Origin of the sequence: Promicromonospora sp. CA-289599 (genome assembly GCF_050936155.1) — a bacterium.
Taxonomy (GTDB): domain Bacteria; phylum Actinomycetota; class Actinomycetes; order Actinomycetales; family Cellulomonadaceae; genus Promicromonospora.
Window position 1 is genome coordinate 5,233,473 of sequence record NZ_JBNJNI010000001.1, and the last position, 25,286, is coordinate 5,258,758.

General features: G+C 66.1%; 25 protein-coding genes. 13 read left to right on the forward strand and 12 right to left on the reverse strand.

Features of this window, described 5'->3' with window-relative positions; all coding sequences use genetic code 11:
* Positions 1-2: 2 nt before the first annotated feature.
* Entirely contained in the window at positions 3-608 is a 606-nt protein-coding gene (locus ACQEVI_RS23315; protein WP_432903501.1) for a TetR family transcriptional regulator, read from the reverse strand.
* Between the two features lie 92 nt (positions 609-700).
* On the opposite strand from ACQEVI_RS23315, the gene ACQEVI_RS23320 reads away from it, so the two are divergent.
* A complete protein-coding gene (locus tag ACQEVI_RS23320; RefSeq protein WP_432903504.1) occupies positions 701-1,639 on the forward strand; it encodes an aldo/keto reductase in 939 nt (312 codons plus the stop codon).
* Between the two features lie 203 nt (positions 1,640-1,842).
* On the opposite strand, the gene ACQEVI_RS23325 is transcribed toward ACQEVI_RS23320, so the two are convergent.
* From ACQEVI_RS23325 to ACQEVI_RS23340, 4 genes are all read right to left on the reverse strand, one after another.
* Entirely contained in the window at positions 1,843-2,250 is a 408-nt protein-coding gene (locus ACQEVI_RS23325; protein ID WP_432903507.1) for a VOC family protein, read from the reverse strand.
* Complete coding sequence (locus tag ACQEVI_RS23330; protein WP_432903510.1) at positions 2,247-2,750, reverse strand: SRPBCC family protein; 504 nt, start codon at positions 2,748-2,750, stop codon at positions 2,247-2,249. Before ACQEVI_RS23330 ends, ACQEVI_RS23325 begins: the two co-directional genes overlap by 4 nt.
* A complete protein-coding gene (locus ACQEVI_RS23335) occupies positions 2,747-3,118 on the reverse strand; it encodes an ArsR/SmtB family transcription factor (RefSeq protein ID WP_432903513.1) in 372 nt (123 codons plus the stop codon). Before ACQEVI_RS23335 ends, ACQEVI_RS23330 begins: the two co-directional genes overlap by 4 nt.
* A 201-nt stretch (positions 3,119-3,319) precedes the next feature.
* On the reverse strand, positions 3,320-3,565 hold the full coding sequence (locus ACQEVI_RS23340) for a hypothetical protein (protein ID WP_432903516.1): 246 nt from the start codon (positions 3,563-3,565) through the stop codon (positions 3,320-3,322).
* Positions 3,566-3,961: 396 nt separating this feature from the next.
* Here ACQEVI_RS23340 and ACQEVI_RS23345 point away from each other — a divergent pair, with 396 nt between their 5' ends.
* Together ACQEVI_RS23345 and ACQEVI_RS23350 are read left to right on the forward strand one after the other, a co-directional pair.
* On the forward strand, positions 3,962-4,315 hold the full coding sequence (locus ACQEVI_RS23345; RefSeq protein WP_432903519.1) for a hypothetical protein: 354 nt from the start codon (positions 3,962-3,964) through the stop codon (positions 4,313-4,315).
* A gap of 267 nt (positions 4,316-4,582) precedes the next feature.
* On the forward strand, positions 4,583-5,080 hold the full coding sequence (locus ACQEVI_RS23350) for a hypothetical protein (protein WP_432903521.1): 498 nt from the start codon (positions 4,583-4,585) through the stop codon (positions 5,078-5,080).
* 51 nt (positions 5,081-5,131) lie between these two features.
* On the opposite strand, the gene ACQEVI_RS23355 is transcribed toward ACQEVI_RS23350, so the two are convergent.
* Both ACQEVI_RS23355 and ACQEVI_RS23360 read right to left on the reverse strand, forming a co-directional pair.
* Positions 5,132-5,536, reverse strand: coding sequence for a DUF6234 family protein (locus ACQEVI_RS23355; protein ID WP_432903524.1), 405 nt, complete (start codon positions 5,534-5,536; stop codon positions 5,132-5,134).
* Positions 5,537-5,582: 46 nt separating this feature from the next.
* Complete coding sequence (locus tag ACQEVI_RS23360) at positions 5,583-7,559, reverse strand: hypothetical protein (protein WP_432903527.1); 1,977 nt, start codon at positions 7,557-7,559, stop codon at positions 5,583-5,585.
* A 112-nt stretch (positions 7,560-7,671) separates the two neighbouring features.
* On the opposite strand from ACQEVI_RS23360, the gene ACQEVI_RS23365 reads away from it, so the two are divergent.
* The 3 genes from ACQEVI_RS23365 to ACQEVI_RS23375 all read left to right on the forward strand — a co-directional run bounded on the left by ACQEVI_RS23365 (position 7,672) and on the right by ACQEVI_RS23375 (position 9,009).
* Positions 7,672-8,010: a nucleotide pyrophosphohydrolase gene (locus ACQEVI_RS23365; protein WP_432903530.1), complete on the forward strand. Its 339-nt coding sequence runs from the start codon at positions 7,672-7,674 to the stop codon at positions 8,008-8,010.
* A gap of 94 nt (positions 8,011-8,104) precedes the next feature.
* Positions 8,105-8,605, forward strand: a complete 501-nt coding sequence (locus ACQEVI_RS23370; protein WP_432903533.1) for an N-acetyltransferase family protein — start codon at positions 8,105-8,107, stop codon at positions 8,603-8,605.
* Positions 8,606-8,721: 116 nt separating this feature from the next.
* Positions 8,722-9,009: a DUF1330 domain-containing protein gene (locus tag ACQEVI_RS23375; RefSeq protein ID WP_432903536.1), complete on the forward strand. Its 288-nt coding sequence runs from the start codon at positions 8,722-8,724 to the stop codon at positions 9,007-9,009.
* A 37-nt stretch (positions 9,010-9,046) separates the two neighbouring features.
* Here the strand turns inward: ACQEVI_RS23375 and ACQEVI_RS23380 are convergent, their stop codons facing one another.
* The gene (locus tag ACQEVI_RS23380) at positions 9,047-9,481 is read right to left on the reverse strand and encodes a hypothetical protein (protein WP_432903539.1); all 435 of its coding nucleotides are present in this window, start codon (positions 9,479-9,481) and stop codon (positions 9,047-9,049) included.
* A gap of 242 nt (positions 9,482-9,723) precedes the next feature.
* Between ACQEVI_RS23380 and ACQEVI_RS23385 the strand changes: the two genes are divergently transcribed.
* On the forward strand, positions 9,724-9,873 hold the full coding sequence (locus tag ACQEVI_RS23385) for a hypothetical protein (protein WP_432903542.1): 150 nt from the start codon (positions 9,724-9,726) through the stop codon (positions 9,871-9,873).
* 28 nt (positions 9,874-9,901) lie between these two features.
* On the opposite strand, the gene ACQEVI_RS23390 is transcribed toward ACQEVI_RS23385, so the two are convergent.
* A complete protein-coding gene (locus tag ACQEVI_RS23390) occupies positions 9,902-10,756 on the reverse strand; it encodes an alpha/beta hydrolase (protein WP_432903544.1) in 855 nt (284 codons plus the stop codon).
* A gap of 348 nt (positions 10,757-11,104) precedes the next feature.
* Here ACQEVI_RS23390 and ACQEVI_RS23395 point away from each other — a divergent pair, with 348 nt between their 5' ends.
* From ACQEVI_RS23395 to ACQEVI_RS23405, 3 genes are read left to right on the forward strand one after another with little or no spacing between them, the layout of a single operon-like run.
* On the forward strand, positions 11,105-12,172 hold the full coding sequence (locus tag ACQEVI_RS23395; protein WP_432903545.1) for a hypothetical protein: 1,068 nt from the start codon (positions 11,105-11,107) through the stop codon (positions 12,170-12,172).
* 13 nt (positions 12,173-12,185) lie between these two features.
* Positions 12,186-13,022, forward strand: coding sequence for a competence/damage-inducible protein A (locus ACQEVI_RS23400; RefSeq protein WP_432903548.1), 837 nt, complete (start codon positions 12,186-12,188; stop codon positions 13,020-13,022).
* Complete coding sequence (locus tag ACQEVI_RS23405; protein ID WP_432903551.1) at positions 13,015-13,560, forward strand: macro domain-containing protein; 546 nt, start codon at positions 13,015-13,017, stop codon at positions 13,558-13,560. The genes ACQEVI_RS23400 and ACQEVI_RS23405 overlap by 8 nt, the downstream gene beginning before the upstream one ends.
* Here ACQEVI_RS23405 and ACQEVI_RS23410 read toward each other — a convergent pair.
* Entirely contained in the window at positions 13,552-14,403 is an 852-nt protein-coding gene (locus ACQEVI_RS23410) for an HAD family hydrolase (RefSeq protein WP_432903554.1), read from the reverse strand. The genes ACQEVI_RS23405 and ACQEVI_RS23410 overlap by 9 nt on opposite strands.
* A 275-nt stretch (positions 14,404-14,678) precedes the next feature.
* Here ACQEVI_RS23410 and ACQEVI_RS23415 point away from each other — a divergent pair, with 275 nt between their 5' ends.
* Both ACQEVI_RS23415 and ACQEVI_RS23420 read left to right on the forward strand, forming a co-directional pair.
* Positions 14,679-16,118 carry a hypothetical protein gene (locus tag ACQEVI_RS23415; RefSeq protein ID WP_432903557.1) on the forward strand — a complete coding sequence of 480 codons (1,440 nt, stop codon included), beginning with the start codon at positions 14,679-14,681 and terminating at the stop codon, positions 16,116-16,118.
* Between the two features lie 104 nt (positions 16,119-16,222).
* Positions 16,223-16,783, forward strand: a complete 561-nt coding sequence (locus ACQEVI_RS23420) for a YdcF family protein (protein ID WP_432903560.1) — start codon at positions 16,223-16,225, stop codon at positions 16,781-16,783.
* Here the strand turns inward: ACQEVI_RS23420 and ACQEVI_RS23425 are convergent.
* On the reverse strand, positions 16,780-17,943 hold the full coding sequence (locus ACQEVI_RS23425; protein WP_432903563.1) for a DUF697 domain-containing protein: 1,164 nt from the start codon (positions 17,941-17,943) through the stop codon (positions 16,780-16,782). The two genes, ACQEVI_RS23420 and ACQEVI_RS23425, sit on opposite strands and share 4 nt — an antisense overlap.
* A 183-nt stretch (positions 17,944-18,126) precedes the next feature.
* Between ACQEVI_RS23425 and ACQEVI_RS23430 the strand changes: the two genes are divergently transcribed.
* The gene (locus tag ACQEVI_RS23430; RefSeq protein ID WP_432903566.1) at positions 18,127-18,648 is read left to right on the forward strand and encodes a hypothetical protein; all 522 of its coding nucleotides are present in this window, start codon (positions 18,127-18,129) and stop codon (positions 18,646-18,648) included.
* 118 nt (positions 18,649-18,766) lie between these two features.
* On the opposite strand, the gene ACQEVI_RS23435 is transcribed toward ACQEVI_RS23430, so the two are convergent.
* Entirely contained in the window at positions 18,767-25,252 is a 6,486-nt protein-coding gene (locus tag ACQEVI_RS23435; RefSeq protein ID WP_432903569.1) for a DUF4011 domain-containing protein, read from the reverse strand.
* Positions 25,253-25,286 lie beyond the last annotated feature (34 nt).

Here is a 25,286-nt window from a genome sequence, read left to right on the forward strand (position 1 = left end):
CCTCAGACCCTGGGCTGGAGCATCGCGAAACTGCGTTGGAGCAGCTCGGAGATCGTGGTGTCGTCGTCGACGTTCGCCCAGGTGGTGAACGCCACGTCGAGACACGCGAGCGCCGCCTGGACGATGATCTCGGCGCGGAGGGCGGTGTCGTCGTCGGACAGCCGGGCTGCGACGAGGGGGGCCAGCATGCGTCCCCACAGCTGGTGCTTCTCGAGGTTGCGGGCCCGCAGGGACGCGGTACTGACAAGTATTCGCATGGCTACCTTGCCGCGCTGGTCGCGCCCGCTCTCCGCCAGAAAACCGTTGAACGCCTCGAAAGCGGCGAGGAGGGAGTCCCAGACGGGCTCGTCGGCGGGGCGGGCCGCGAAGGCGTCGCGCACGAACTCGCCCCACTGCTCGGGCTCGCCGACGACGACGTCCTCCTTGGCGGCGAAGTAGCGGTGGAACGTGCGCCCCGACATGCCCGCGGCGGCGGCGATCTGGTCGACGGTGACCTGGTCGAACCCGTGCTCGGCGAACAGGTCGAGCGCGATCTCGGTGATGCGTGCGCGCACGGCGTCGCGGCCTATCTCGCGCAGGCTCGGCCCGCTGCTCGTCGTGCTCGACATGGCTCCAGACTACCGTCCATGCCACTCGTGTCAGTGGCTGACAGAAGTGACGTATGCTGACACATATCGCCTCACAGCTAAGGAGTCTCACCATGGAGACACGCACACTGGGCCGCCAGGGCCTCACCGTCTCGGCGCTGGGCTACGGCGCGATGGGCACGGCGGCGTTCTACGGGCCCACCGACGACACCGAATCGATCGCCGCCATCCGCCGCGCCCACGACGAGGGCGTCACCTTCTTCGACACGGCCGAGCTGTACGGCTGGGGAGAGGGGGAGAAGCTGCTCGGCCACGCGCTCGCACCGATCCGCGACGAGGTGGTGATCGCCACGAAGTTCGGCTTCACCGAGACGTACGGGTCCGACTCGCGGCCCGGCCACATCCGCGAGGTGGTCGACAACAGCCTGCGGAACCTCAACGTCGACACCATCGACGTGCTCTACCAGCACGTTCCGGACCCGAACGTCCCGATCGAGGACGTCGTGGGCGTGATGAAGGAGTACGTGGACGCCGGCAAGGTCAAGTACCTGGGCCTCTCGAACGCCGACGAGGACACGATCCGGCGGGCGCATGCGGTGCACCCGATCTCGGTGGTGCAGGAGGAGTACTCGATCTTCGACCGGGAGTCCGAGACTCTGCGGCCGGTGCTCGAGGAGCTCGGCATCGGGTTCGTCGCCTACTCCCCGCTGGCGCGCGGCTTCCTGAGCGGCGCGACCAAGCCGCGCACCCAGTACGAGGCCGACGACGTGCGGCAGATGATCGGCTGGTGGGCGCCCGAGAACTTCGACGCCAACGTCGAGATCGCGGGTCGGCTCGGCGAGCTCGCCGCGAGCAAGGGCATCACGCTCGCCCAGCTGTCGCTGGCCTGGCTGCTGGCTCAGAAGGACTACGTCGTGCCCATCCCGGGGTCGCGTAACCCTGGGCGCGTGGCGCAGAACGTGGCGGCGGTCGGCATCACCCTGACGGACGGCGACCTGGTGCGGATCGCGGAGATCGTGCCGGACGGGGCGGTGGGGAGCCGGGGCGTCTGACCCTGCTCTCTTGGGGGACCGTGGCGACGAGATGACCATGCAGTTGCTGCCAAGATGCTGCGCGTCCTGGCAGCAACTGCATGGTCATCTCGCCTGATGCGGTCACCGCTGACGATGTGGCCGTGATCGCCGAGGGGGCTGGGGTGCTGACGCCACGCCACGCTTGCGACATTGCTGGGGCTGTGGGAGCAGTGCGGATCCGGTCACGGGCGGGTCGAGATCTGTTGGACCGACCAGGCGTTGCCGTCCGGGTCGTTGAAGAAGCAGAACCCCACGTTGTCGAGCGGCTCCGGCATCGGCGTCGGGTTCTCGCCGAGGACCTGGACCTCGCTCACCTCCACACCTCGTTCGGCCAGCTCCGCCCGAGCCTTCGTGACGTCGTTGACGACGAGCTGCAGGCCCTTGAGCGATCCTGGCGGCATGGCCGCAACGACACCTTCGCCGATGACGACCGAACATCCCGATCCAGGCGGGGTGAGCTGGATGATGCGCTGGCCCTCGCCGATCTTGGTGTCGTGGTCGACGTGGAAGCCGACCTTGTCGCTGTAGAAAGTCTTGGCGCGGTCGACGTCGGATACCGGCACGACGACGACTTCGAGGGTCCACTTCATGGTTGCTTCTCCTGTGCTCTGGCGAGTTCGGTGAGGATTGCGTCGAGCCGGTCGTACGCCTGACCGACTCCTCGGGTCATGGGGTAGCGGAGCACGATCTCGCGCGCTTCCGGAGACGGGTAGTGCAGCGTGCTGGTCAACGTCGTAGCGTCGGCGCGCTCGGTGAGCTGGTGCTCGATCAGCGTCTCGCCGGGATAGGACTGGTCGTCGAACACCTCGGTGTAGACAAGCCGTGACGGCCGCTCGACCTCGCGGTACGTCCCGGACTGGGCCAGCTCGGCGTCGTCGGGGCCGCGGGAGACGAACCGGTAGTGCCCGCCGACACGCAGGTCGATCGTGCAGGCGACGAGGTTCCAGCCGCGGGCGCCGTACCAGCGGGTCAGCAGCTCTGGTTGGGTCAACGTGTCGAAGAGGAGACCGGCGGGAGCGTCGAACGTCCGCGACAGCACGATCTCGCGGTCACCCGGCGCGGCGACGTGCAGGCGACTGTCGGCACTCACGACCGGCCGTCCTGTGGGGTCGCGGCGGAGCCCCCGTCGGCCGTGAGCTCGGCGAGCAGCGCATCAAGCCGTTGATAGCTCTCGCCCCAGTAGTCGCGGTAGTTCGCCAGCCACGCGGTGGCGTCCCGCAGCGGCCCTGCCTGAAGCCGACACGGCCGGCGTTGCGCCTGCCGGCTTCGCGTGACAAGTCCTGCTCGCTCGAGCACCTTCACGTGCTTCGAGATCGCGGGCTGGCTGATGTTGAACGGCGCGGCCAGCTCGGTGATCGTCGCTTCGCCCGAGGCGAGCCGGGCCACGATGGCGCGTCGCGTCGGGTCGGCAAGGGCGGCGAACGTCGCATCGAGCCGCTCAGTAGTGATCGTGCTCATAACCAACCGGTTTAATAACCATGTGGTGATGGAACCGCATCGGCGGTGGCCTGTCAAGACTGGGGCCGGTGACGTCCAGGACGTCGAGCAGGTCGCGCAGGGACGGGATCTCGTTGCTCTTGGCCTCGACCTGTCCGACCACGATGGTGCCGCACAGCCCACCGTTCGTGACCAGCTCTCCACAAGGTCTTTTCTTACCGTCTAACTCAAGAATGGATCGACCGCTGCGAACAGTATCCCGAATATCAGAAATCCGACACCGACAAAAAACGCCCTTCTCCGCATATCCAGCCCCAACGGGGCTTTACGAACGAGATCAGCAAGAATGCCTGGCAACTTGCGCCCAACCTCCCTATCTGCCGCATCCCCGATTCTCCCGCTGAACACCATGAAAATAGCTCCCACCGTTACGAAAGCAGTGCCGAAGGCGATGCCGAAGATGGTCATATATTCGCTCCGTTTCCAATCGTCACTAATGCATGGGTCCATGTGCGTCGTACATGGGCATGACCGCCTTATCGCATACCAGTGCCGATTCCTCCGCCGCCAGAAAAACCTGCGGGGCTGCTGAAGGTGGTAGATCCGGTTACAAGGAACGGGCCGTACACGTTGGAACTGCCAGAGGCTCCATATGAAACACCTGGAGAGATCCCGTTGCCGACAGCCAATTCAAAGTTCGCACCCAGCTCAATCCCGGCTTCAGGAGCGATGGAACGATAGAACCCATGGTTCGAGTCGACATCTACCGAAACAAATGTCATCACACGCCTCCGGCGCGCAGCTCGATGTTACCTGGTCCGGATAATGATCGAAAGTGCTTCCGGACCCAACGTACGGGCCATTGTGGCTCACAAGAAATGCCGACCACAGGCCTCCAGGGGCAGCACCCTCCGGGGTTCCTCCGAGGTCGTCTACCTCATCACCTCCGCGGGCGCCCGCACCGCACCCCCGACCATCCTGGCCACCTGGATCCAGGGGCACTGGGCGATCGAGAACCGCCTCTACTGGGTCCGCGACGTCACGTTCGACGAGGACCGGTCCCAGATCGCCACAGGCAACGCACCCCACGACATGGCCTCAGTGCGCAACGTCGTCATCGCGATCCTGCGTCACGCCTGCTGGGACAACCTCGCCGAAGCCACTCTTCACCACGCCCGGGACCTCAGCAGCCCGATCCGAGCGCTCGTCCAGTCATGACTTTGCCGGAGCCCTGGCTCCGGCGTGCTGAGCCGGGGAAGGCGCGCCGACGAGGCTCGGCAGGCGACGACCTTGCCTGCGCCAGAGGGCGTGCGCCCCGCTGCGGAACCGGGCGCCCGGGGCCGCCGGCTGCGACAGCAGCACCAGCTCCAACTGCTCGGCGACGAGTTCCGTGAGGGCGCTCTGACGTACTCACGTCGCGGTCTGGCTGACGGACTCGCACCCGCCGCAGCGTCCGTCTACTGCCGCGCGGCTATGGTGTCGGTCGTGGCAGTTCCTGACGTCATCCCGATCGCCTACGAGCCTGGCTACCGCACCGACACGATTGGTCGATACGACGGCGGCCAGTTTTTCGCGTCCGTCACTTACGCGTTCCGTACGGGCTACACCCGTCGCGACGGACCCTGGGAGGACCACAAACTCCTGTTCGTCGTGCTGCACACGTTCGAGGTCGACGGCAACCACCGCGACTCGGACATCTGGTGCGCGGGTACCCAACGCCAAGTGATGCAGGTCGCGTCTGGCCCACACGGCCACGACCCGCGAGCGAAGGCCGATGCCCGGCTTGCAAAGCTCCTCGACGAGCTTCCTGGGCGCGAGTACACCAACATCGCCATCCGGCCCTTCCAGGTGACGTTCGACGACGTGCTGTTCGGCCTGGTCGTCGAGCGTCACAGCGAGGACGGCGCCGAGGACGACTGGGCCGAGCTCTACCCCGACACCCTCGGGTTCCACGAGCCGTGGAACGGCGAGTACGACACCTAGCATCGGCTCCTGCGGGCTTGCATGAGTGGCTCCCGCGACGGTTGGTCTCGGTCAGCCGCAGGGATCCCCGCCCGAGTAGCACGGGTCGTAGTCCACGTTCTGCTCCACGGGTGGGGGATCGTTGAGGGACTCCCAGTCCACCTGGGGCACGATCAGCAGCACGAGCGCCGTGGCCGCCCAGATCCCGACCAGCACGTGCCAGATGTACGTGATCATGCGTGCGTTCCGCCGTCCGGCAGAGACGAAAGTCCAGGCGACCCCGGCCAGCATGATCGCGGCGACGACCGCGTAGAAGATCGTGTGCCGCGGCTCCGGTGTGGAATCCGTCAGGAATCCGTAGGCGTCCCACACGTTCATCAGCAGTGCCACCGGGCCGAAGAGGGCGATGAGCGATCCGATGCCTTCGCCTGCTCCTCCGGGACGTGCCTTGGCGAGTCTCTCGTCCTGGCTGCTCATCGTGACGGCTCCTGATCCTCATGAGGTGGCGCGGTTCCGTGAGAGATCAGGCGAGGAACCGCGAGGCGCGTGCGGTCAGGCTCTCATCCCGGGCGATCACGGCCCATCCGACGTCGGTGCCAACGCGGTTTCGATCCTCGATCAGCTCACGGGCGATAGGGCCGAATGTCTCCTGTGCGGCAGGGACGTCCCGCACTTCATTAAGGACGATGGCGAGGATGCGCCAGCCCCAGTGATTTTGGCGCGCGTTCCTGACGAGGGCGTCCCCTTGCTCGGTCCCTCCGTGCAAGAGGTACAACGCTGCTGCGGCGGTCAGGCGCACGGCGTTGTTGCCGTCGAGGAGCTTCCGCAGCCGGGCGGCGTCGGACCTCGTGGCGGGCGGCCGGGTGGCGATATACGGCAGGACACGCTCAGACAGTGACACGGTGTCGTGCCGCGTCGTGATCGCCGCGTCCAGAACCCGGCTCAGGGTCTGGTCGCCGAACACGTCGCGCCGGGTCAGGCGGCGGTAGGCCCAGGCAGCAAGACCGTCGTCCTGCTTGGCACGCCGGGCGAGCAACCGTGCCGCACGACGATGCTGACCGAACACAACCTCGCCAAGGCTCCCGATAGTCAGGGCTGCCTGCCGCCACTTCTCGTCACTCTTCAGCAGGTCGACGACGCCTGCGGGCACCTTTCCGCGAATATCCCAGTCCTGGAGCACCTCGGCCAGGCGCTGCGTCAGGTGGGGCCGTTCGTTGCGGGCCATGGCACGCAAGACGTCCGTCTGCAGTGCATCGGCGTACGCGTGCAGGGGGCGCATCAGGTCGTCGATGCTTATCTCCCACACCGTGAAGTAGGAGCCACCCAAACTGGACTTGATCGCAGAGAACAGGTTTGTGCGCCCCTCCAGCTCATCGCGTACGTACGGCAGGCACCTCGGGTCACCGATCCGGGCCATTGCCCACATGGCGGCCGCTGCGACCACTCGGCGGGCGTGGCGCGCCTCGTCGACGGCTTGGTCCTGGAGCAACAGGGCAATCTCGTCGGCGTAGGGCTGGGCGGCATTACCTGTGCAGGCGAGCAGATAGCAGGCCGTGTACCGCACGCCAGGGTCGGGAGACGCTAGGTAAGGAACGATCAGAGGCGCGACCTTGTCGGCCGCATCGCGCCGCCGCGACAGCAGTCGCCCGCAGCCTTCGAGTGCCCGCTGCGCGAGCTCGTCAGGCACGACCTCACCTGCTTCTGGGGTGAGGAACGTCTTGAGCAGCTCGAGGCAATGGACCTGGTTCGGTAGGACGGCGTTCAGAATCGCGGACAGCACACCACCTACGCCGACGTCGTAGGCCGCGGCTTCCTTCCACGGCTTTGCATCCATGTCGACGAGCGACTGCGCAGCGACGACCAGACGCGCGGCGCGATTCGTTGCGTCGGGGAGCTCAAGCAGCGCCGCGATCGACAGTTGTGCGTCGCCACCAGCAGCAGTCTCTTCCAGCACTGAACGCGCCTGGACCCGCTCCGGGTCGCGCTTGAGCACTACCGACAAGGCATCGATCAGGTCGATCCGCGTCGCCTGGTCCAGCTCGGTCTCCCATAGGCCGATCAGCAGCGTTTCCGCTGCCCGTGGCTCGAGCAGCCCGGCAGCTACATGGATTGCCGGCCGGCGTACCCGCGGATCGTGGTCCGCGACCACAGCGCGTACCCGCGGTTCTACGGAACGGACAGCCCCCGGCCACGCGGGATCGATCCATTTCTCGTCTGCTGTCTGCCACGTGCGGCAGTGGTCCCAGACCAGGTAAACGAACGCGGCCCGATGGTGGGTCGCGGAGGCGACGGCGAGGTCCAGAAGGAACGGCAAGGCAGCTGACGACGCCGAGCAGATCCAACCTCCTTGGTGGTGCAGCGCGTTATCGAGTTCTGAGATCGCCTCGGCGACGTCATCGGCGTCGGTGGATGTGCAGCGCTGTAGAAGGTGCGGGACGTCCGCGGCAGAGCCGTAGTTGTGCTCCAACGACTCCCAGTCGATCCCGTCCCACGGCTGCATGCCCAGACGGTACGACACTTCCCAGGGGCGCCAGGCTGGTCACCGCGCGGGGAACCGTTGCGCTGCAGCGACTCGCGGATATAGGTCTCGCCGCCCGGGCAGAATCAACCCTATGAACGACGACGCCACCATCGAGTCCGTACGCGACCGGCTCCGCGAGTTCGCTGTCGCGCGGGACTGGGGCCAGTTCCACACCCCGAAGAACCTTGCGATGGCGTTGAGTGGTGAGGTGGGCGAGCTCCTTGCAGAGATGCAGTGGCTGACGGATGACCAGGTTCACGTGAAGCTGGCGGACCCGGAAACCCGAAACGGGGTCGAGGAAGAATTCGCTGACGTCTTCCTCTATCTGGTGCAGCTGGCCGACGTCTGCGGGGTAGACCTGATCCAGGCGGCACACGCGAAGATCACGAGGAACGATCAGCGGTTTCCGCCGGGGCAACCGGTGATCTGACAGCGCCTCTATGACGGGCGTCGTCTGGACCGTCGAGCGGTTCCGCTCACGAATAACATCGCCGCCGTCACGGCTGAGTGCCATGGTGGGGCGCATGACTCAGCCCCGGGTGCGGCCCGCGATCCTCGACGACGCTGACACGATCGCCGCGGCGCACCACGGTGCGTGGGTGCAGACGTACTCCGGCCTCCTGCCCGCGGAGCACTGGGAGCGGGACACCGTCGCGCGTCGACGGGAGCGCTGGTGCGACCGGCTCTCTCGGGCGGCTCCAGGACACCCGCTCGTGGCCGTCGTCGATGAGCAGGTAGTGGGCTTTGCGCAGTCCGGAGCTACACGCAGCAAGGGCGGCATACCAGCCGTTCGTCGCGATGAGTTGTGGTCGCTGTACGTCCTGCCGGAGCAACACGGGACCGGCATCGGGGCGCGGCTGCTCAACGCAGTGCTCCTGCCGGACTCACCGGCTGAACTATGGGTCGCTGAGGCCAATCCGAGGGCACGCCGGTTCTACGAGAAGCACGGGTTCGTTTCGGACGGTGCCCGTTTCACCGACGATCTCGAGATCGCAGAGATCCGCATGGTCCGGGGCGCACGATGATGCCGTGAGCCCTCCGTGACCGGGCACTATGCTCGTGGCCGACGGAATGAAGTGGTCCATCGGCCAGCCGTTCCCGCCCATACTCTGCGCTATAAACCACTCGAAGGAGCCTCGTCATGAGTGCCTACATCGTGTTTCTCAAAGAGAGCACGCATGACCAGTCTGAGGTCGACAACTATCTGGCGAACGTCGGCAAGTCGTTCGAGGGGCATTCGGCGAAGATCCTCGCGGCATACGGTCCACAGCAGGTGCTCGAAGGCCCCGAGTCTGAGGGCGTCGTGGTGATTGAGTTCCCCACCATGGACGAGGCGCGTGCGTGGTACGACAGCCCTGCCTACCAAGCTGCGGCGAAGCACCGTTTCAACGGAGCGACCTTCCGCGTCGTTCTGGTAGAGGGCGCTTGATAGCTGGCGCCCCGTGAGGCGGCTCGGGGTGCTGCGTTCAGTCGACGGTCAGCGCTTGTGTTCGTGTCTGTGAAGCGGCGAACTCGAACACCACTTGGGCAAGCTGCGCCTGCTCCGAAGCGCGGAGCTTTAGGGGTGCCTGCGGGGGAGCCTCGACCTGGAGCGTGAACGGGTTCGCCGCGAGGTGGTGGCAGAGTGCGGTGCCGAAGACGACCTTGAAGTAATACGCTCCGTCCTTCCGCTGCCGAGGTTCATCACTGCGGACGACTCCGACCCCGATCACCTGTGCAACGGGGTTTCCCTTGTGCTTGGACTCGCGCACCCAGATCAGGTCACCTTTGGCGACGCCGAACTTGCGCGGTACGTACCAGGTGTGGTCATCCTTCTCACCGGTCATTACCTCGATCGGAGACTTGGTGTATCCCCAGGACTCCTTGTTCGTCGGGTTGACCGGGTAGAGCCAGCTCGTCATCGCGCTCTCCGCTTCGCGCCTGTAGGGCGTCATCGTCCTGGAGGACCGCCATCGTGTCCTCATCTGCATTCGCGCACGCTGGGTCGGGCGACCCTTGATCGTCCCACCTTGTTCCGCCGCTTCTTGGTTCACGGACAGTACGCGCGATGACGATCGCCGGTAAGGATCGAACCGGGTGAAGGTGATTGCGTGGGCCGTGCACTTAGGCAGGATCGCCGTAGCCGATCCGAGGGAGCGCCCGCGTGGACACCAACATCCGCACGCCGATGGAGATCTTCAATCTGCTGCACCACCTGGTCATGCCGCTGTTTCGACGTCCGGATGTGGGGGACGAGACGAAACAGCGGGCTCCGTTGTGGGCGGACGTGCGACGGATGGCCGAACTCGGATGAGCGACCCGTTCCGTGCGTGTTGGACAGGCTAGCTCTCGGCCGTGATCCACTCAGCGACCTGTCGGACGACGTGTGCCTGCCAGGCCCGGGACTGAGGGTCGGCATAGGTCGGGTCGCCGTTGACGGCGAAGCCGTGCTGGGCGCCGTCGATCTTCTCGAGCCGTGACCGGTCGTTGAGCACGCCCATCGCGGCCAGGGAGGTGTCGATCGGCACCAGCGTGTCGGCGGTGCCGTGCACGATGAGCGTGGGTGCCTGGATCTCCTGCATGACAGTCTGGGGCTGGAGCCAGAACACCTCGTTGTAGATCGCGCGTCCGTGCCGGAAGGTGGGGGAGTGCTGGATGTATCCCTGTTGGCTCAGCACCCTGGCCTTGTCGGATGACAGGCGACCGCCGGCCCAGTACGCGCGGGAGTCGATGGTGCGCTTCTTGTAGTCGAGCTGGGGGCACAGGAGCACGAGGCGTTCGACGTCATCGGGCCGCTTGGCCGCGTAGTAAGCGCAGATTCCGCCGCCGAAGCTCTGCCCGACCAAGGACGTGCGGGTGACGCCGGTCCGAGCACGGAGCTCCCCGATCGCGACCTGGATGTCATTCAGGACGGCGGCGAGGGTGAGGTCTTCCTGCTTGCCGGCTGACTCGCCGTGGCCTCGCAAGTCGAATCGGAGCGCTGCGACACCGGCCGCTGCGAGACCGGCAGCTTTGCGGTCGAAGAACCCCGCCTCGTGCCGCGTGACGCCGCCGCCGTGGACCTGCACGACGCCGAGGTCCGTCGGTGTGTCTGGGACGGTCAGGTCACCGACCAGGTCCAGGCCGTCCAGTGAGGTGAACGTGATCGTGGACTCCGACGGCATGCGTTCTCCCAGGTCGACGGGCTGTATGGACATCGTGGCAGGTCTGGGCCGTGACCGTCAGTACGCACCCCGTCACCAGAGCGGCGAAGTCAGGCGCGGTGTTCAGTCGGACGACGTCGTTCGCGGCAGCCCCTTCGACGGCGAAGGAAACGCCCATCTTCTGCGATACCTCAGACAAAGGAAGGCAGCCTCCTTCCGACTGGTGATCTCGATCTCCGTGGTGATCCTTTGTGCGTCGGCCCTGACGATCAAACCCCGGTCGGGATAAACGTCGCGGCGCGATACCTGTCATGTATTCGCTCCACCTGCTCATTCCTCCTACCAGGGACGTTGCATAGTCGCTACGATCGCGAGAGGGCACATCGGGGGGATGGAGTTCGGGTGCGCGAACAGTTCAGGATGTGGGGCAGGCTCGACAAGACGCACACGATCCAGAACGTCATCGACCAGTTGAAGAGTTCGCGCCAATGGAACCTCCGGCTCGGCGCGCAGGCCTACCAGTCCACCCGCTCAACGCTGATGGACACCGACTTCCTCGACGTCGAACGGGCAGCCGGCCTGCGTCGGCACCTCACCGACGTGGCAGTCGTCCGGGGGAGCGGTAGGGGACGGCCGCGGATCACGATCCGTAACGGGGCTTCCCTTCACTTCCAGCTCATCGCAGGGGTCGAGACGCCTTCCGCCGACGTGACCGCAGAGCACATCGAGCAGCTCGCCCAGACCTTCCGCGGTCAGATGGTCGACCTCGGGCTGGAGCCGGTCGGCGCGGCCGTGCGATACGCACCGCCCGCGGTCGTCGTCGCGGACGACTCCAAGATCGGTGAGCTCGCCCGGTGCGGCGCCGGTCCTTGCCTGTACCTCTACGACGGCGTTGTCCCGGTGCTGATCAACCGTGACGACGGCTGCCCGGTCGGCGACAACCCGATGGACGAGTTCTACCTGCACTCCGTCGCATGCATGGGAGCCCAGGACGTCCTGACGAGCGTGCGTGACACGGTGCCGGAGGCGGTGTCCGCCCTCGCGGACCTCGGCTCGCTCGACCGTAGTACGGATGACCGGCTGACCTTCGCCGAAGCACTTGAGGGGACGCACCGCCTGGCGTCCCTGCGCCGCGATCTCGTACGCAACGAGGCTCGAAAACGGATCCTGGTCGACTTCCGACGCACCTCCGTGGGCGGAACACGGTCCAGCCCGCACCACGAACGGCTGTACTCCTACCTCGATCGACACTTCGACGACTACTACCTCGGTCCCCTCGAAACCGCGCTGGGTGCCATGCGCGAAGGCGTCGACGAGATCGGCGAGCACTCGACCACCATGCTCGAGCTCGCCAGCCTGTCGTATGACATCCGGATCCAGGAAAAGCTCAAGACGATGCAGTGGCTGTCCCTCGGACTCGCCATCGCCTCCCTGATGGTCGCGGTCGCCGCGATCCTGACGGCGCTGTGAAAGGACAGAACTGATGACGGTCGCCCTGCTGGTCGTAGGAAACGAGATCCTGGACGGATCGACGACGGACACCAATAGCAGTTGGGTCTGCCGACAGATCGCCGGCCGCGGAGCCGGCGTCGTCCGGACCGCCGTGGTCCCGGACGACCCACGCGAGATAGCGCAAGGCCTGGACTTCCTGCTCCAAGCGGGACCCAAACTCATCGTCACCCTGGGCGGCCTCGGACCGACCCGTGACGACCTCACCGTCGAAGCCGTGGCCAGCTACTTCGGGATCGAGACGACGGAGCACGCCGACGCCGTCCGGATCGTCAACGAACGCTACGCGGCGCTCGCGGCGAAAGGGCGCGTGGCTGACGCGACGAGCCCCGCCGCGTTGCGGGCGCGGGCGAAGATGACGCGTCTGCCCGAGGGCGGGATCGCGCTCGACAACCAGGTGGGTGCGGCCCCCGGCGTGTGGCTCGACGTCCGCGAGGATCTGGCGATCCTCAATCTGCCCGGCGTGCCGTCCGAGCTGAAGTACATAGTGCTCAACGAAGCGGGCACGCATCTCGAGCGGGTGCTCGGTGTCGGCTACTTCCGCTCTGCGACGATCGTGACCTCCACCAACGACGAGTCGGAGCTGTCCGGCGCTCTGGTGGCGTTCGACAGGAAGTACGACGACCCCACCGTGTACCTCAAGTCGCGGGCCAAGCGGTTCGGCAAGGACGTCCGCATGCAGGTGACGATCTCGGTCCGCGGGAGCGGGCTCGACGACGTCACCGACCGGCTCACCGCAGCGATCGAGAACTTTCGGACCGAACTGTCGGACGAGTCCATCGAGGTGCAGTCGGTGACGTTCGATGACTGAGGAGCCGGACGGCGTGGTGCACGCGCTGTCTCGCGCGGGCCGCCGCGTGGAGGTCATCCTTGGTGACCTCACGGCGGTCGCAGCGGATGCCATCGTCAACCCTTCGAACAGCTACGGGACGATGGGCGGTGGTGTCGCCCTGGCGATGGTGCATGCGGGTGGCCAGGTGATCGAGGACGAAGCGGTCCGCAGGTCGCCGATACCGCTGGGCACCGCCGTGCTCACCACGGCCGGCACGCTGCCGGCCCAATGGGTCATCCACGCGCCAACCATGCGAAACCCTGTTGCCGAAGCGACCGAGAGGAACGTTCGCCGGGCGATGGAGGCCGCGCTGTCGCAGTGCGACGAGCACGGGCTCGTCACAGCGTCGTTCCCAGGCATGGGTACCGGGACGGGAGGCATGCCGTATGCCGAAGCAGCCGAAATCATGGTCGCTGCTATCGATGCTCATGCGGAGCGGCGGTACCCCGCGTTGATCCGGCTGGTGGCGTCGAACGACGAGCTGGCAGCGGCCTGGGTGGTTGCCCTATCAGGCTGATCGCTCGGTCGGTTGCTCGGCAGGCTGCCCGGCCGCCGACCGCAGCAGAGACGCCAGTACCATCGCGGCGCCGTCCTCGTCGATCGTGCCGGTGACCTCGTCGGCTGCTTCGCGCACCGCCTCGTCAGCGTGACCCATCGCTACGCCTCGGCCGGCCCAGGCCAGGGCTTCGATGTCGTTGGCCCCGTCGCCGATCGCGACGGTGTGCTCGATAGCGACCCCGAGCTTGGCCCGAAGTCGCTCAAGCGTCGTGGCCTTCGAAACGCCCGGGCCGGTCGCGTCGAGCCAGTCCGGCCCCGCGGTCGTGACGGTCATTCCCGTCGCCCGCAACGCTTCCAGGTGCACCCGGACCTCAGGTGCGGACAACGAGATCCGGCAGGCGGGCCCCGCGCACAGATCCACCACGGTGGCCTGCGTCTGCTCGCCGTTGAGCAGGCTCGGGTCGAACAGGCGGTTCACCTTCCAGCCCCTGACGAGTTCCTCGACCCCAACGAGGACGTCCGGGACGAGTGCGAGGGCAGCATGGATCACCACTGCCGGGTCGAACATCCGCGCGTTCGCGAACCGGTAGCCGTCCGGAGCGGTGGGATCCAGGCGGATCGTCAGCCCGCCGTTGGCCGCCACGGCATACCCGTTGGTCAGCCCGAGCCGTTCGGCGACGGGCAGGAGCCCGTCCAGGCCTCGACCGGTGGCGAGCACCAGGTGGTGTCCGGCAGCTTGGGCCTGGTCGATCGTCTCGTGGACGACGTCGCTGATGTGGCCGTTGGGGTGCAGCAGGGTGCCGTCGATATCGAGGGCGATCAGCATTGGCGAGGCAATGTCGACGCTGTCGTGTGTGGTCACGGTGATCTCCGATGGGTCAGGTTCGGGGTGCCCGACGTCGGCGGGGGAGCCGTCGCCGTCAGGCAGAACCACCCTGCCGTGGCCCACGGGTGGAAGATCCGCCTGTCCAAGGAAGAACGCGATCCAAGTCTAGGTGCAGCAGAAATATAGTTTCAGGACCCGATAACTTCCAGAACCTGGAAACTTCCGCCGAGCGAAGGGCTGCGGACAGCTGCCTTCACTACGCTGTCTAGAGGCGAGCCTCATCGACAACCGGACTTGGAGGGGGGTGGGTCGTGGCCAAGAGCGCGAAGGCTTTGCGGGAGCAGATCCGACAGGATCTGCTCCGCAAGGGCATGCCCGCCAAGGAGGTCGCGGTCGAGTTGGCCGCACGCCTGCACGTGCGGCCGCGGGTCGCCTGGCGGTACGCGATGGGATGGCCGCAGTGGAAGCTCGTTCAGGAGTTCCGCTCCGCCAACCCGCACCTGGCCATCGGTGAGAGCCGTGTCTCCGAGTGGGAGTCGTGGCCATTCGGTGGGACACGTCCGTCTCTGGAGGTCCTCGCTGCCCTGGCATCCGCATTTGGTCAGGGTTGTGTGGTCGCCGATCTCCTCGACGAGGCCGATCTCGACCGCATGTCGGATGCGGAACGTCGGCTTGTGGCGACTCGACAGATCGCGATCAAGCCGGCCGTGCCGAGGTCGTATCCCGGGGTGGCCCAGGCAGCGGAGCGAGTCAGCCCTGCACCCGAGAACAACCCTTCCAGTCTCGCCTACGCCTTGGGCATGGTGGAGTCCGGACAGCCCGACGGCCTCGGCGTGGCGATCGACGCCCTGGACGAGGTCATCGCCTTCACCTCCGACAGGCTCGCGACCGCAGGCCCGGCACCGGTCCTGGCAGACTTGCTCGCGGCCCGGCAGTTCGCTCGATCACTGTTCGACAGGTACAAGCCTGTCGGAGCCCGGGCAGCTGATATCCAAGCGGCCGCTGCGTGGCTGTCCAGCCTTCTGGCAGTCGCGTCCTCCTACCAGGGCGACCACACCTCAGCACTGGTCTGGGCGCTCGACGCGCAGAATCGTGGCCAAGCGGCGGGCCACCCGGTGATCTCGGGCTGGGCGCTGCTGACCCGTGCCACGGTCTCGCACTACCAAGGACGCGGAGCCCGTTCATTGGACCTGGCTCGTCAGGGCGCGGCCGTGGCACCTGTCGGCACGGTGGCATTCGCGAAGCTGACCTGCCAGCAGATGCGCTCGCATGCCTCGCTCGGCAACACGCAGGGCATGCAGACCGCTCGCCGCCGGGCGCAGACTGCGATCTCCGCTCTCGAGGACGACGGCAATGCCGGTGTGCACTCGATCGCGCGTGCGGCCGAGCCTCCGTACACGGCCGCTTCGCTGCTATTGGTCGGCGAGTACGCAGAGGCTTCGAGGGTCACCGAGAGCCTGATCACGACGGCTTACCCAGAGGGCCGAGCGCGCGAGACATCGAGCTACGCCCGAACCCTCCTCGTGCTGGCACTGACACAGGCCGGGCTAGGAAGGCTGGATGAAGCTGCCGCCACCGGAGGCGCCGCGCTGAGTGTGCCGGGAACCGTGTGGCCCACCGTCGTCCTGGCAGGCAAGCTCGACCGTGCCCTCGCGGGCGCTGACAGCGGCGACACGGCCGAGGTATCGGAGTTTGCGGGCCTGTACCGCGACGCCGCACGGGATCTCGCATCCGCAGGGAGCAGCACGTGACCGACTCAGCGCCAGAGCCCGGTGGCGCAACTTCGGCGTACGCCGGGATCGACTTCAGCGTCGCAGATATCAGCCCCGAACAGGTCCCGCAGATCACGGCGTTCGTGGACATCGAGGCACCACCGACCGGCCCTGCGGCCTACTTCGTGTTCGGCACCAATCAGGCGCTGCCCGCAGACGTTGTTGCCGATCGCTACGAGCAGGGACTGGCTCCGCTGGTTATCGTGACCGGCGGGATCAACCGGCACAACGGCATCGTCGAAGGGCACGTGCTGCGCGACCTGCTCATCGAGCGTGGTGTCTCCGAGGACGTGATTCGCGTCGAGGCCAAGTCGGCAGACACCTGGCAGAACGTGCAGAACTCAGTCACGTTTCTCGATGAGGCCGTCGGGCTCGGCCTACGCGTCACGGCGGTGTCCAAGTGGTACCACCGTCGTGCGATACAGATTCTTGCCACCGTGTACCCGAAGGCTGCTCCGCTGCACGGGCTGAGCTACGAGCCGGTCTACTCGGGTGTCCCCATCACACGAGACAACTGGTCAGAGCATCCCGACGGGCGGCGACGTGTGATCCGCGAGTGGCGGGAGACCCGTCGACGCATCACCGACGGCACCTTCGTCTCGCTCCAGCGGGTCAACGGGGTCTTCGCTGCTCGTGGGCGCTAGTTTTGCATCCGATGTCTCTGGACCGCGGCGATCACCTGGGCGAAGGTCGGAGCGTAGTCCTTCCACGCGTTCTCGATGTTCTCAAGGTCGATCTTGCCGCTATAGATCGCCTCGCAGAACCGCATCCAGGCCTCGCCGGTCGCCGCAGTGAGTCCAGCCGCGACACCCGCGTTGATCGCCATTCCCGCACCGGGGATCAGTTTGAGGAGGCTCCTAGCCAGCGCCTTGCCTGCGAATTGCAGGCCGAGCTGGGTCATGAGCTGACCGCCTCCAAGGATGGCCAGGTCGATCCCGTAGTACGTGCAGATTTTGCCCATCATCGCGAGCTGAATCCCGGCGAGCGCGACGGCATCGGCTATCGGGATCGGTACGAGCGCGGCCGCGGCCGCCGCGGCGACCGCGGTGTTGATCGCGCGTCGGCATAGTTCACGTTTCAGCGGCAGCGAGATCTTCTGCGCCACCTTGATCGCTTCGTCTTGGTCGTCGGGGCTCAGGTCAAGGGTGATGGTGATGAGCTCGTCGAGTCCGTGGGCGGGACCGCCGAACTTGCCCTGGTCTACGGCGGCGGTCAGCGCCACGGCGTCTGCGCGAAGATGAAGGCGTGTGCCCTCAGGCGTTGTGGGCTTCTCGAGCCATTCGCGCATTCTCTGGGCGTCGTCAGAGACGATCCACTCACGGGTGAGCCGCGTGCGTATGCGTGCGACCTTGGTGAGTACGATGACGACCGGCAGTCCTTGGTCCTTGAACTCGGATATGACAGCGATCTCCGCTGGCTGTAGGCGGGCCGCGGTAGAGGCGATGCAATACCAGACAGCGGCTATCCGCTGGCCATTAGGTCCGTTGGCGATCGTCTCGAGATTGTCTCGGACCACCTCTGCGGGTGAACGGCTGCTTCCGACCTCGAAGCCCTCGAAGTCCCAGATGCCCAAAGACCCATCAGGGTTCGTGTAGTAGTCGATACCGCGGGTCACGGGGAGGCCGATACCGGTCGGGGCGAGGTCCTCACCGAAGATCGCATTGACAAGCGACGACTTCCCGACGCCGGTCCCACCGACGACCGCCAGGTTGAACCGGCCGATGCGGGCTCGCTCAGCCCTGGCAGCTTCGAGCAACTCATCAGGATTGAGAATCTTGCCGCTCTTGCTTGCTGTCGTGACCATGCGCGCAAGTCTGGCCGAACAGACGAAGCGCTACTACTGGTAGGGCGGGTGACATGTGTACCGATGCTGGTAGTTCACGATGCCGAATTCGAGACGCACGCATCTTCAGGGTGCCGCGAGCTCAGGAATACTTCACCCCTGTTCCTGGAGATAGGACGTGATCGGTGATGCAAGGCTTACGGGATGAGCGAAAACATCAGTTTCTGGACAGGGATCATCGTGGCAGTCGCGACAGTCATCGGAGTAGTCTTCGCTGGCTGGCAACTGCTTCAGTATCGACGTGACCAACGCGCCAACGAGCGGATGGAGACCGAGGGAGTCAGCCTGATGTGGAAGGCCTTGGCCCGTCCAATCAAGGCGGACTTCAATGGCGTCGACGGACTCTGGGTCCTTGAGTTCACGCTAACAAACCCTGGCCGGATGCCGATCGACGACATCACGTGCAGAGTCACCTTCGAGCAGGAGATCCGCCAGGTTCGATACGACGGAACGCTCGGCAACTCCATTCGGACCCTGTACCTCAACCAGGAGGTGCTGGCTGGGAGCAGTACGCGGTCCTGGAAGCGCAAGTTCGTCACACGCTTTGTCAGCGGTGCACTACCAATCTCGGCGATCGTGGATTTCACGGATGCGCGACGGGAAGCTCAGACGACAACATGGCCGCGGAGCAGGACTCGGCTGGCGAGTCCTGCTTTGATGGGGTGAGCGTTGAGCACACCGAGTCCGCCACAGCACTTGGCTCCGATGCGTGCAGTCGCCGCGTCATTCGCCACGGCTTTCGTGCCGGAATCTGACTCGAGTCGTCAGCGTGCCCATGGTTGTCTCATCGCGCATCGAGGTACCCGTTGCTACGAGTTATCCGACCTTCCTCGACAGCGCTCGCGACGACACCAAGCAAGCGGTCTCGGACCTTGGCGGCGACGCGAGTCACCCCGTACTCATGAGCCGTCTCACGTAGGGCGTCTTCCTCACTGATGCCGTGGGCACTGCGGATGACGCGCAGCAGTGCATTGCGCAACTCGTGGTATGGCACGTCGGCGAGCTCGCGTTGACCCCCGAGCGGGGGTACGCGGTAGCCCACGAAGTCATCGGGCCGGATGTTCTCAGGCCAGGCGACGAGATCGCCGTTGGCGGCGACGAGGACCATGCCGCGAGGAATGATCTGACGGAGGTGCTCCTTACGGGTGCTGTGCAGTTTGGAGAGGCCAAACCTATTTGCCACCGTCTTGAGCAGGCGGTCTACGACGACGGGTCCCTCTGTGGACACAACCTCTCGGATCTGCTGACGGATCAGGTCACGAGCCTGAGCACCCGTCGCGTCGAGGATGTCTCGAGAGAGTCGAGGCGTTGCGTCAGCGGGCTGGAACCGTGTGACACCTTCGGGAAGCCGGGTCTCACCCCCGCGCACAGGAGTCGTAGGGGCTGCTGTTTGGTACGCCTGGAGCAACACTCGGCCTGCTGCCCGGTCGACGGCCTGCGTAGCCGAGGTGAGGACGTCGTCGATGGCCTGGACCACGGTCGTGGCCGCTGCGACGGCTGTCGCAGCGGCAGATCGCCGATCTGTTCGTGGGGGTGGTTCCTCGGCGGTCTTTGCTGCCGCGAGTACCTGCGCGACGACAGTTCCCGGCTCGCGAAGCCAGGTCGGCAACCAGACTCGCTCGACCCGTGACCAGCCCATTTGGTCGGTCAGTACCGACCGTGGCAAGCCGTCGCGATCACCGACACTGGTCCGCTGTGCCCAGATGGGCCCGTCGAGCAAGACCGCGACCCAAGGACGGTCCTCCTCGGCGCGGACGGCCAGGTCCACCGTGAAGTCCGACAGTCCGATACCCGTGCGGACTTCGAGCCCCGCCTCGCGCAGCGCCTGCTCGATCTCGGCGAGATGCCAGTCGCGGGCGGTCGGTCGCTGTAGCCCGGCGCGCTCGGCGCCGTGCTGAGCCAGGAGGAGGTAGTTCTTGAGGTCGGCGAGGCCCTTGGAGCCTGAGGTCGACAGGTCGAGCTCGTGCGGGTCGAACGACGCGAAGACTGTCACTCGTTCCTTGGCGCGAGTCACAGCCACGTTCAGGCGCTTTTCGCCGCCGGTCCGGCTCAGCGGGCCCCAGTTCAGGGGCACTCGTCCCCGAGTGTCTTTGGCGAAGGCCAGTGTGAACAAGATGACGTCGCGCTCGTCGCCCTGGACGTTCTCGAGATTCTTGACGAACAGTGGCTCGTCGGTCCGCGACAGCGCCGACTCGATCACGGTAGAGGTGACTCGCAGAGTTTCCAGCAGGTCGAGGATCAGGTCTCGCTGCTGAGTGTTGAAGGTGACCACACCGATTGTGCGGTCAGCGTCCTCGGCGAGCAGGGCGACGATCTCGTCGACGATGGCGTTCGCCTCGGCGCGGTTCACCCGCGCCGCGCCGCGTCCGCCGCCCTCCCACAGGCCGGCGACTCCTCGCAAGTCGATCGCGGGACCACCGGAACGTCCGGGTGGTGTCGGGAAGCTGGAGAGCCTGCCCTCGTAGTAGGTCTTGTTCGAGAAGGCGATGAGCATCTCGTCGCGGGAACGGTAGTGCCAGGACAGCAGCAGCCGTGGCAATCGCGACTCGACGCCCTCGGTGAGGATCGACTCCAGGTCGCGCGGCACCATTCGCGCCTCGGCGTTGTCGGACTCCTCGTCCTCACCTGCGGACGAGGCGAAGGTTGAGCTCGGCGGCATCTGCTGCGAGTCGCCGACGATGACCACGGACCGACCGCGGCCCATCGCGCCGACGGCTTCTGGAACACGAATCTGTGACGCCTCGTCGAACACGACGACATCGAAGTCCACGGCGGCCGGCGGCAGGAAGCGCGCCACTGAGGTGGGACTCATCAAGAAACAGGGCGTGACCTGCGTGATGATCGGCCCGAACTGGTCCAACAACTGCCGGATCGACAGGCCGCCCCGGCGGCGGGCGAGCTGGGAGCCGAGGTCGGCGACATTGCCGCGCGGCTGGTTGATGTCGATCGTGCGAGCAGCCGCGATCCGCGCGGGCAGTTCGGTGAGCAGGCGCCCACGCACGTCTTCGCCGGTGGTGACGAAAAGCTCGATGAGCCGCGCGCGTTCGACGTCGTCGAAGGCCTCGAGCCCTGTCGTCTCCAGCCGTTCGGTCAAGATCGCTTGTGCGACCCCGAGGCGCACAGCATTCTCAGCACTTGTGCTGCTGAGACTGCCATCACGCACCCGCCAGGCAACGTCGTCGATGCCGAGACCGGTAAGCCGCTCGACGGCGTTGCGCACGGAGACCCACCGCTGCAGTCGCACGAATGAGTTTCCGCTCGCGTCGGACTGCCAGTCACCCAAGTTCTCTGCCATCGCCGTACCGCGCGGGCGACCGTCGCACCAGTGCGCCAGGTCGTCGGGTGTAGTGCCGAGTGCCGTCAGATACGAGTCCCAGGCGGCGCCGAGTTCATGCACGACGGCGCCAGGAGTGATCTGCTCGGCTGAAGAAGTGTCACGGAGGGTGCGGTAGGTGGCGTCGATGGCACCCAGTGTCGCCTCGTAATCCGGTCGTCCGCTGTCCAGGGTCGCCCACAGCGTGTACGCGTCCTCCAGTGCGGTGATCGCGTGCTCCACGATGTGCGTATGGCCCGGGGCGAGCGGGTTCCACTGGAATGGGACGTCGACGCCGGGCAGTGCCCGGACAAAGTCGGTGAGCCTGCCCAGCTCGTCACGCACCCAGGCGACCTGCTGCAGGGTTGCCGTGAGTTGCTTGAGTGGCACCGAAGCTTCGCCGTTGGGCAGGACAGCGGCAAGGTCGGCGATGATCGCGCGTCGGCGCTTCTTCTTGCCGAGCAACTTGCTGTCAGCCTCGGCTGCGCGCTGCATGAGTGAGACCAGATCGAGGGCCACTGCGTGCGGAGCAAAGGGCATAAGTCGCGGACCGCACGTGTTCCGGAAAGCTTCGATCGCGGCACGGACCTCCTGGGCCTTGGTGCGCCAGAGCGGCGTGACGATCTCACGCGCTTCTGATGCAGACCGGCCGATACCCACGCGCACCGATTCCACCCAGCGGGCCACAGCCTGGAATTCCTCGGGCGTCTGGGCTCGGTTGGTGAGGTCGCGAACGGGTCCGACGACGGCGCTGTCGCTTGTGGCGAGTCGCTCCAGGGCCGCTGCCACGCCCGGTCGGTCGAGCTGTTCGGGATTGACGGGGCCGGCAAGGCGCCATGGCGATCGCGCGGGCGAGGCGCCTAGCCGTCCCAACGCCCCGCTGAGGTCGCGCGCGGCGTCGTACACATCCGCAACCGGCGTTACGCCCTGTGCGACGGCGCGCGGGACGATGGCCGGCTCTACACCGCCGGCCGTGGCTTGCAATTCCAGGATGATCTGTCGCGCCTCCCAGGCGGAGACGTCAACAGGTCCGGGCTCGTGCAGCAGCCGTGGGTAGTTGGACAACGAGTCAACGAGGTTGCGGTACTGCGCCCGAGCCGTCTCCCAGCTCGACGACGACTGGGTGCGTGCCTCCATCGCGGCGCGGATCTGCTGACGAACTGCCTGGACCGTCTGGGTCTTGCCGTGCACGTCCAAACTGAAGGTACCGAGGCCGACCTGATCCAGACGTCGCTTCACGACGTCGAGCGCAGCCTGCTTCTCGGCGACGAACAGCACCTTCTTGCCCTCGGCCAGCAGGTGGGCGATGAGGTTGGTGATTGTCTGTGATTTGCCCGTGCCAGGCGGGCCCTCCAGGATGAACGATTTGCCGGCCGCCGCCCACCGGATCGCCTCGATCTGCGAACCGTCGGCGGGGATCGGCAGGTACGTCTCGGCTTCTGCGGCCGAGTCGGGCTCGGGCGGCGCAACCTCGTCGAGGAATGGCTGCCCTGGGGTCTCCACCATGTGCCGCACGGCTGGGCGCTCGAGGAACGATGGCCAACCGTCCACCAGGTCGCGCCACATATCGAGGGTGGAGAACTGGACCAGGGTCAGATGAGCTGTCTCCTCCACGTGGAAGTCGACCAGCCCCTTGCGCAACAGTGCAGAACGGATCGCGGCGAGCGCGCCCTCGACGTTGATCCCCGAATCGTCCTGGCCCGGGTCCGTGAGCTCGGGAACCGTCACGCCCCAGGAAACTCGCAGCTTCTCGACGAGGCAGTAGTTCGGCTCGACCTGTCGCGTCTCGTCTAGCGCAAGCGTGAACGTGGTCAGCCCTCGCCCTCCAACGAGCTTCACCGGGACGAGGAAGAGTGGTGCTATGCCTTCCTTAGCGCTCTCCGACCATTCGAGGGTGCCGATCGTGAGGTAGAGGCTGTCCGTACCGGTCTCCTCCAGCGTGGTCTTCGCCTTGCGCGCCAGGGCACGGAGTTTGCGGTGGTACTCCAGCCTGCTGGTCGCCGTGAAGAGTCGGTTCTCCTCGACCAGGATCCGCCGCAGGGCGTCGGCGTCGACGTCGGCAGCCGTGCGTGCGCCCTGGGCTCGGAGGAGGTCGGCCAACTCGTCGTGCGGTACGAGTGTGAGCCGGTTCCCCTGCGCCACAACGTCCTCGAGCTTGGCCAGTGTGTCGGTCGGCACGTGGACCGGGACCGAAGAGGACTTCTTCAGTTTGAGCAGCGGGTTCCGGTAAGTCATGTCGAGGAGCGAGCGCTGCCACCGGTCGACCCGAGGTGGGACGGACGTCGGTATGCGCCGATCGTGGACCTCACCGGAGGGTGCGCGGCGCCCGGGGACGATCGGCGCTTCCTTGACGACCTCGACTACTCGTTCGCCACCCTCGAGCCGGAGGTTCGGTAGCGGCTTGACGATGCGGTGCGCCGCATGAACGTCCAGGAGGTATGCGATCTCGTTCAGATGGGTGGTACGCCACCGGCGGGCGTGGCCACGTGCCGCGTCGAAACCGACAGGCTCGTCGCCTGCGCACACCGCTGTCGTCTCGACGGCCTCGAAGATGTCGGAGTCCATGACGGTGGCGATTGCTCCGGGCTGCGTGACGCCGACGTCCGGGAGCTGCGCGTCCTCGGTGAGGTATCCGGCGAAGGCATGATCTTGAGTCACCACGATGACCGGGTGCAGGCCTGCGGCCTCGAGGACAGCTGCGTACAGGACGGAAAGATCCAGGCAGGTGCCGTACTGGTCGTCGAGCACCTGACCATGTCTGCGGATACGTTGTCCGGTCCCTTCGAAGCTGGGCGGTGCTTCGACATACCTGATCTCGGCTGCGACGAGAGCGTCATAGAGCGCCTCGGCGATCTGGTGCACCCGTTCGGGACCGGTCTGGTACCCGTCCAGCGCGGGGGTGCCGACGCGCTCGGCGAGAAACCCGCTGGCAGTGGCCAAGATCTTCTGGACCGTGGGGTCGTTCGGGCGTACGAATGCGGCGAGCGTCTCGTGCAGGCCCAGAGCCCACCACTCGTCGATGGTCAGGAGCCGGACCGTCGCGCTGTCGGAGAACGTCAGCGATGACGTCTCCGCGACCAGGTGCACATCGGTCGTGACCGCCTCGTCGAACACGACGAACGGTCCGCTGGTCAGCCGCCAGGCGAGCCGGCTGGTAGGGATCTCGATCTGCGCACCTGGCGCGACGTCGCCGATTTCCAAGACCAGCGGTGCCGCCAAAGGGGTGTCCGGGAGCGGGCTCTCGATCGAGAACGTGAGCCGAAGGTCGCGGACGGGTTCGGCACCGCGGTTGTGCAGCAAGGCCTTGGCGACCGGGGAGATCCCGTTGTGGACCAGGGCGTAGTTGATCGCTTCTCGGACACCGATCACCACGTCAAGATCACCGAGCCGCGCTGTGAGCAGCCGCAGGCCGTCGGGTTCGTCATCGAGGGACAGACGGGTGCCCTGCGCTTTCGCAGCGACGGTGGTGCTTGGCTGGGTCGGTAGAGGTTCCGTCGGAACCGCGTCGTGTGACGAGACTGCCGCGGGTTCGGACGGGGCAGTGGACGCAGCCGCACGTAACGACGTGATCGACTCCAGCGCATCCTCGAGACCCAGCGACTCGGCCAACAAGGCCATCGTGTCGAGGGCGCGGTCAGCGTCACGGTCACTTATCGACGACGTGTGCGCGACACGGTTCGACGCCTGGATCAGCTCGTCGACCCAGGCCCGCTGAGTGGTGTCCACCTCGGTGAACACAGCTCGCTCGTAGCGGAGGATCCGCAGCAGAATTCGCGGGTCTTTCGGGTTCACGGTATAGGTGTGCCCGCGCCGGGCCGTCTCTTTGGCCTCGTACAACGCAACCCACGGCTTGTCGTGCGAGGCAGCGGTCATCCGTTGGTCCACCAGACCCGAGAGTGCGGTGCCGAGCTCGTCCATCCCGCGGATCTGGCGTTCCTTGGCCGTCAGGTCTGTCACGACGTTTCCTTCGGCTCGGCAGTGAGTTCGGGTG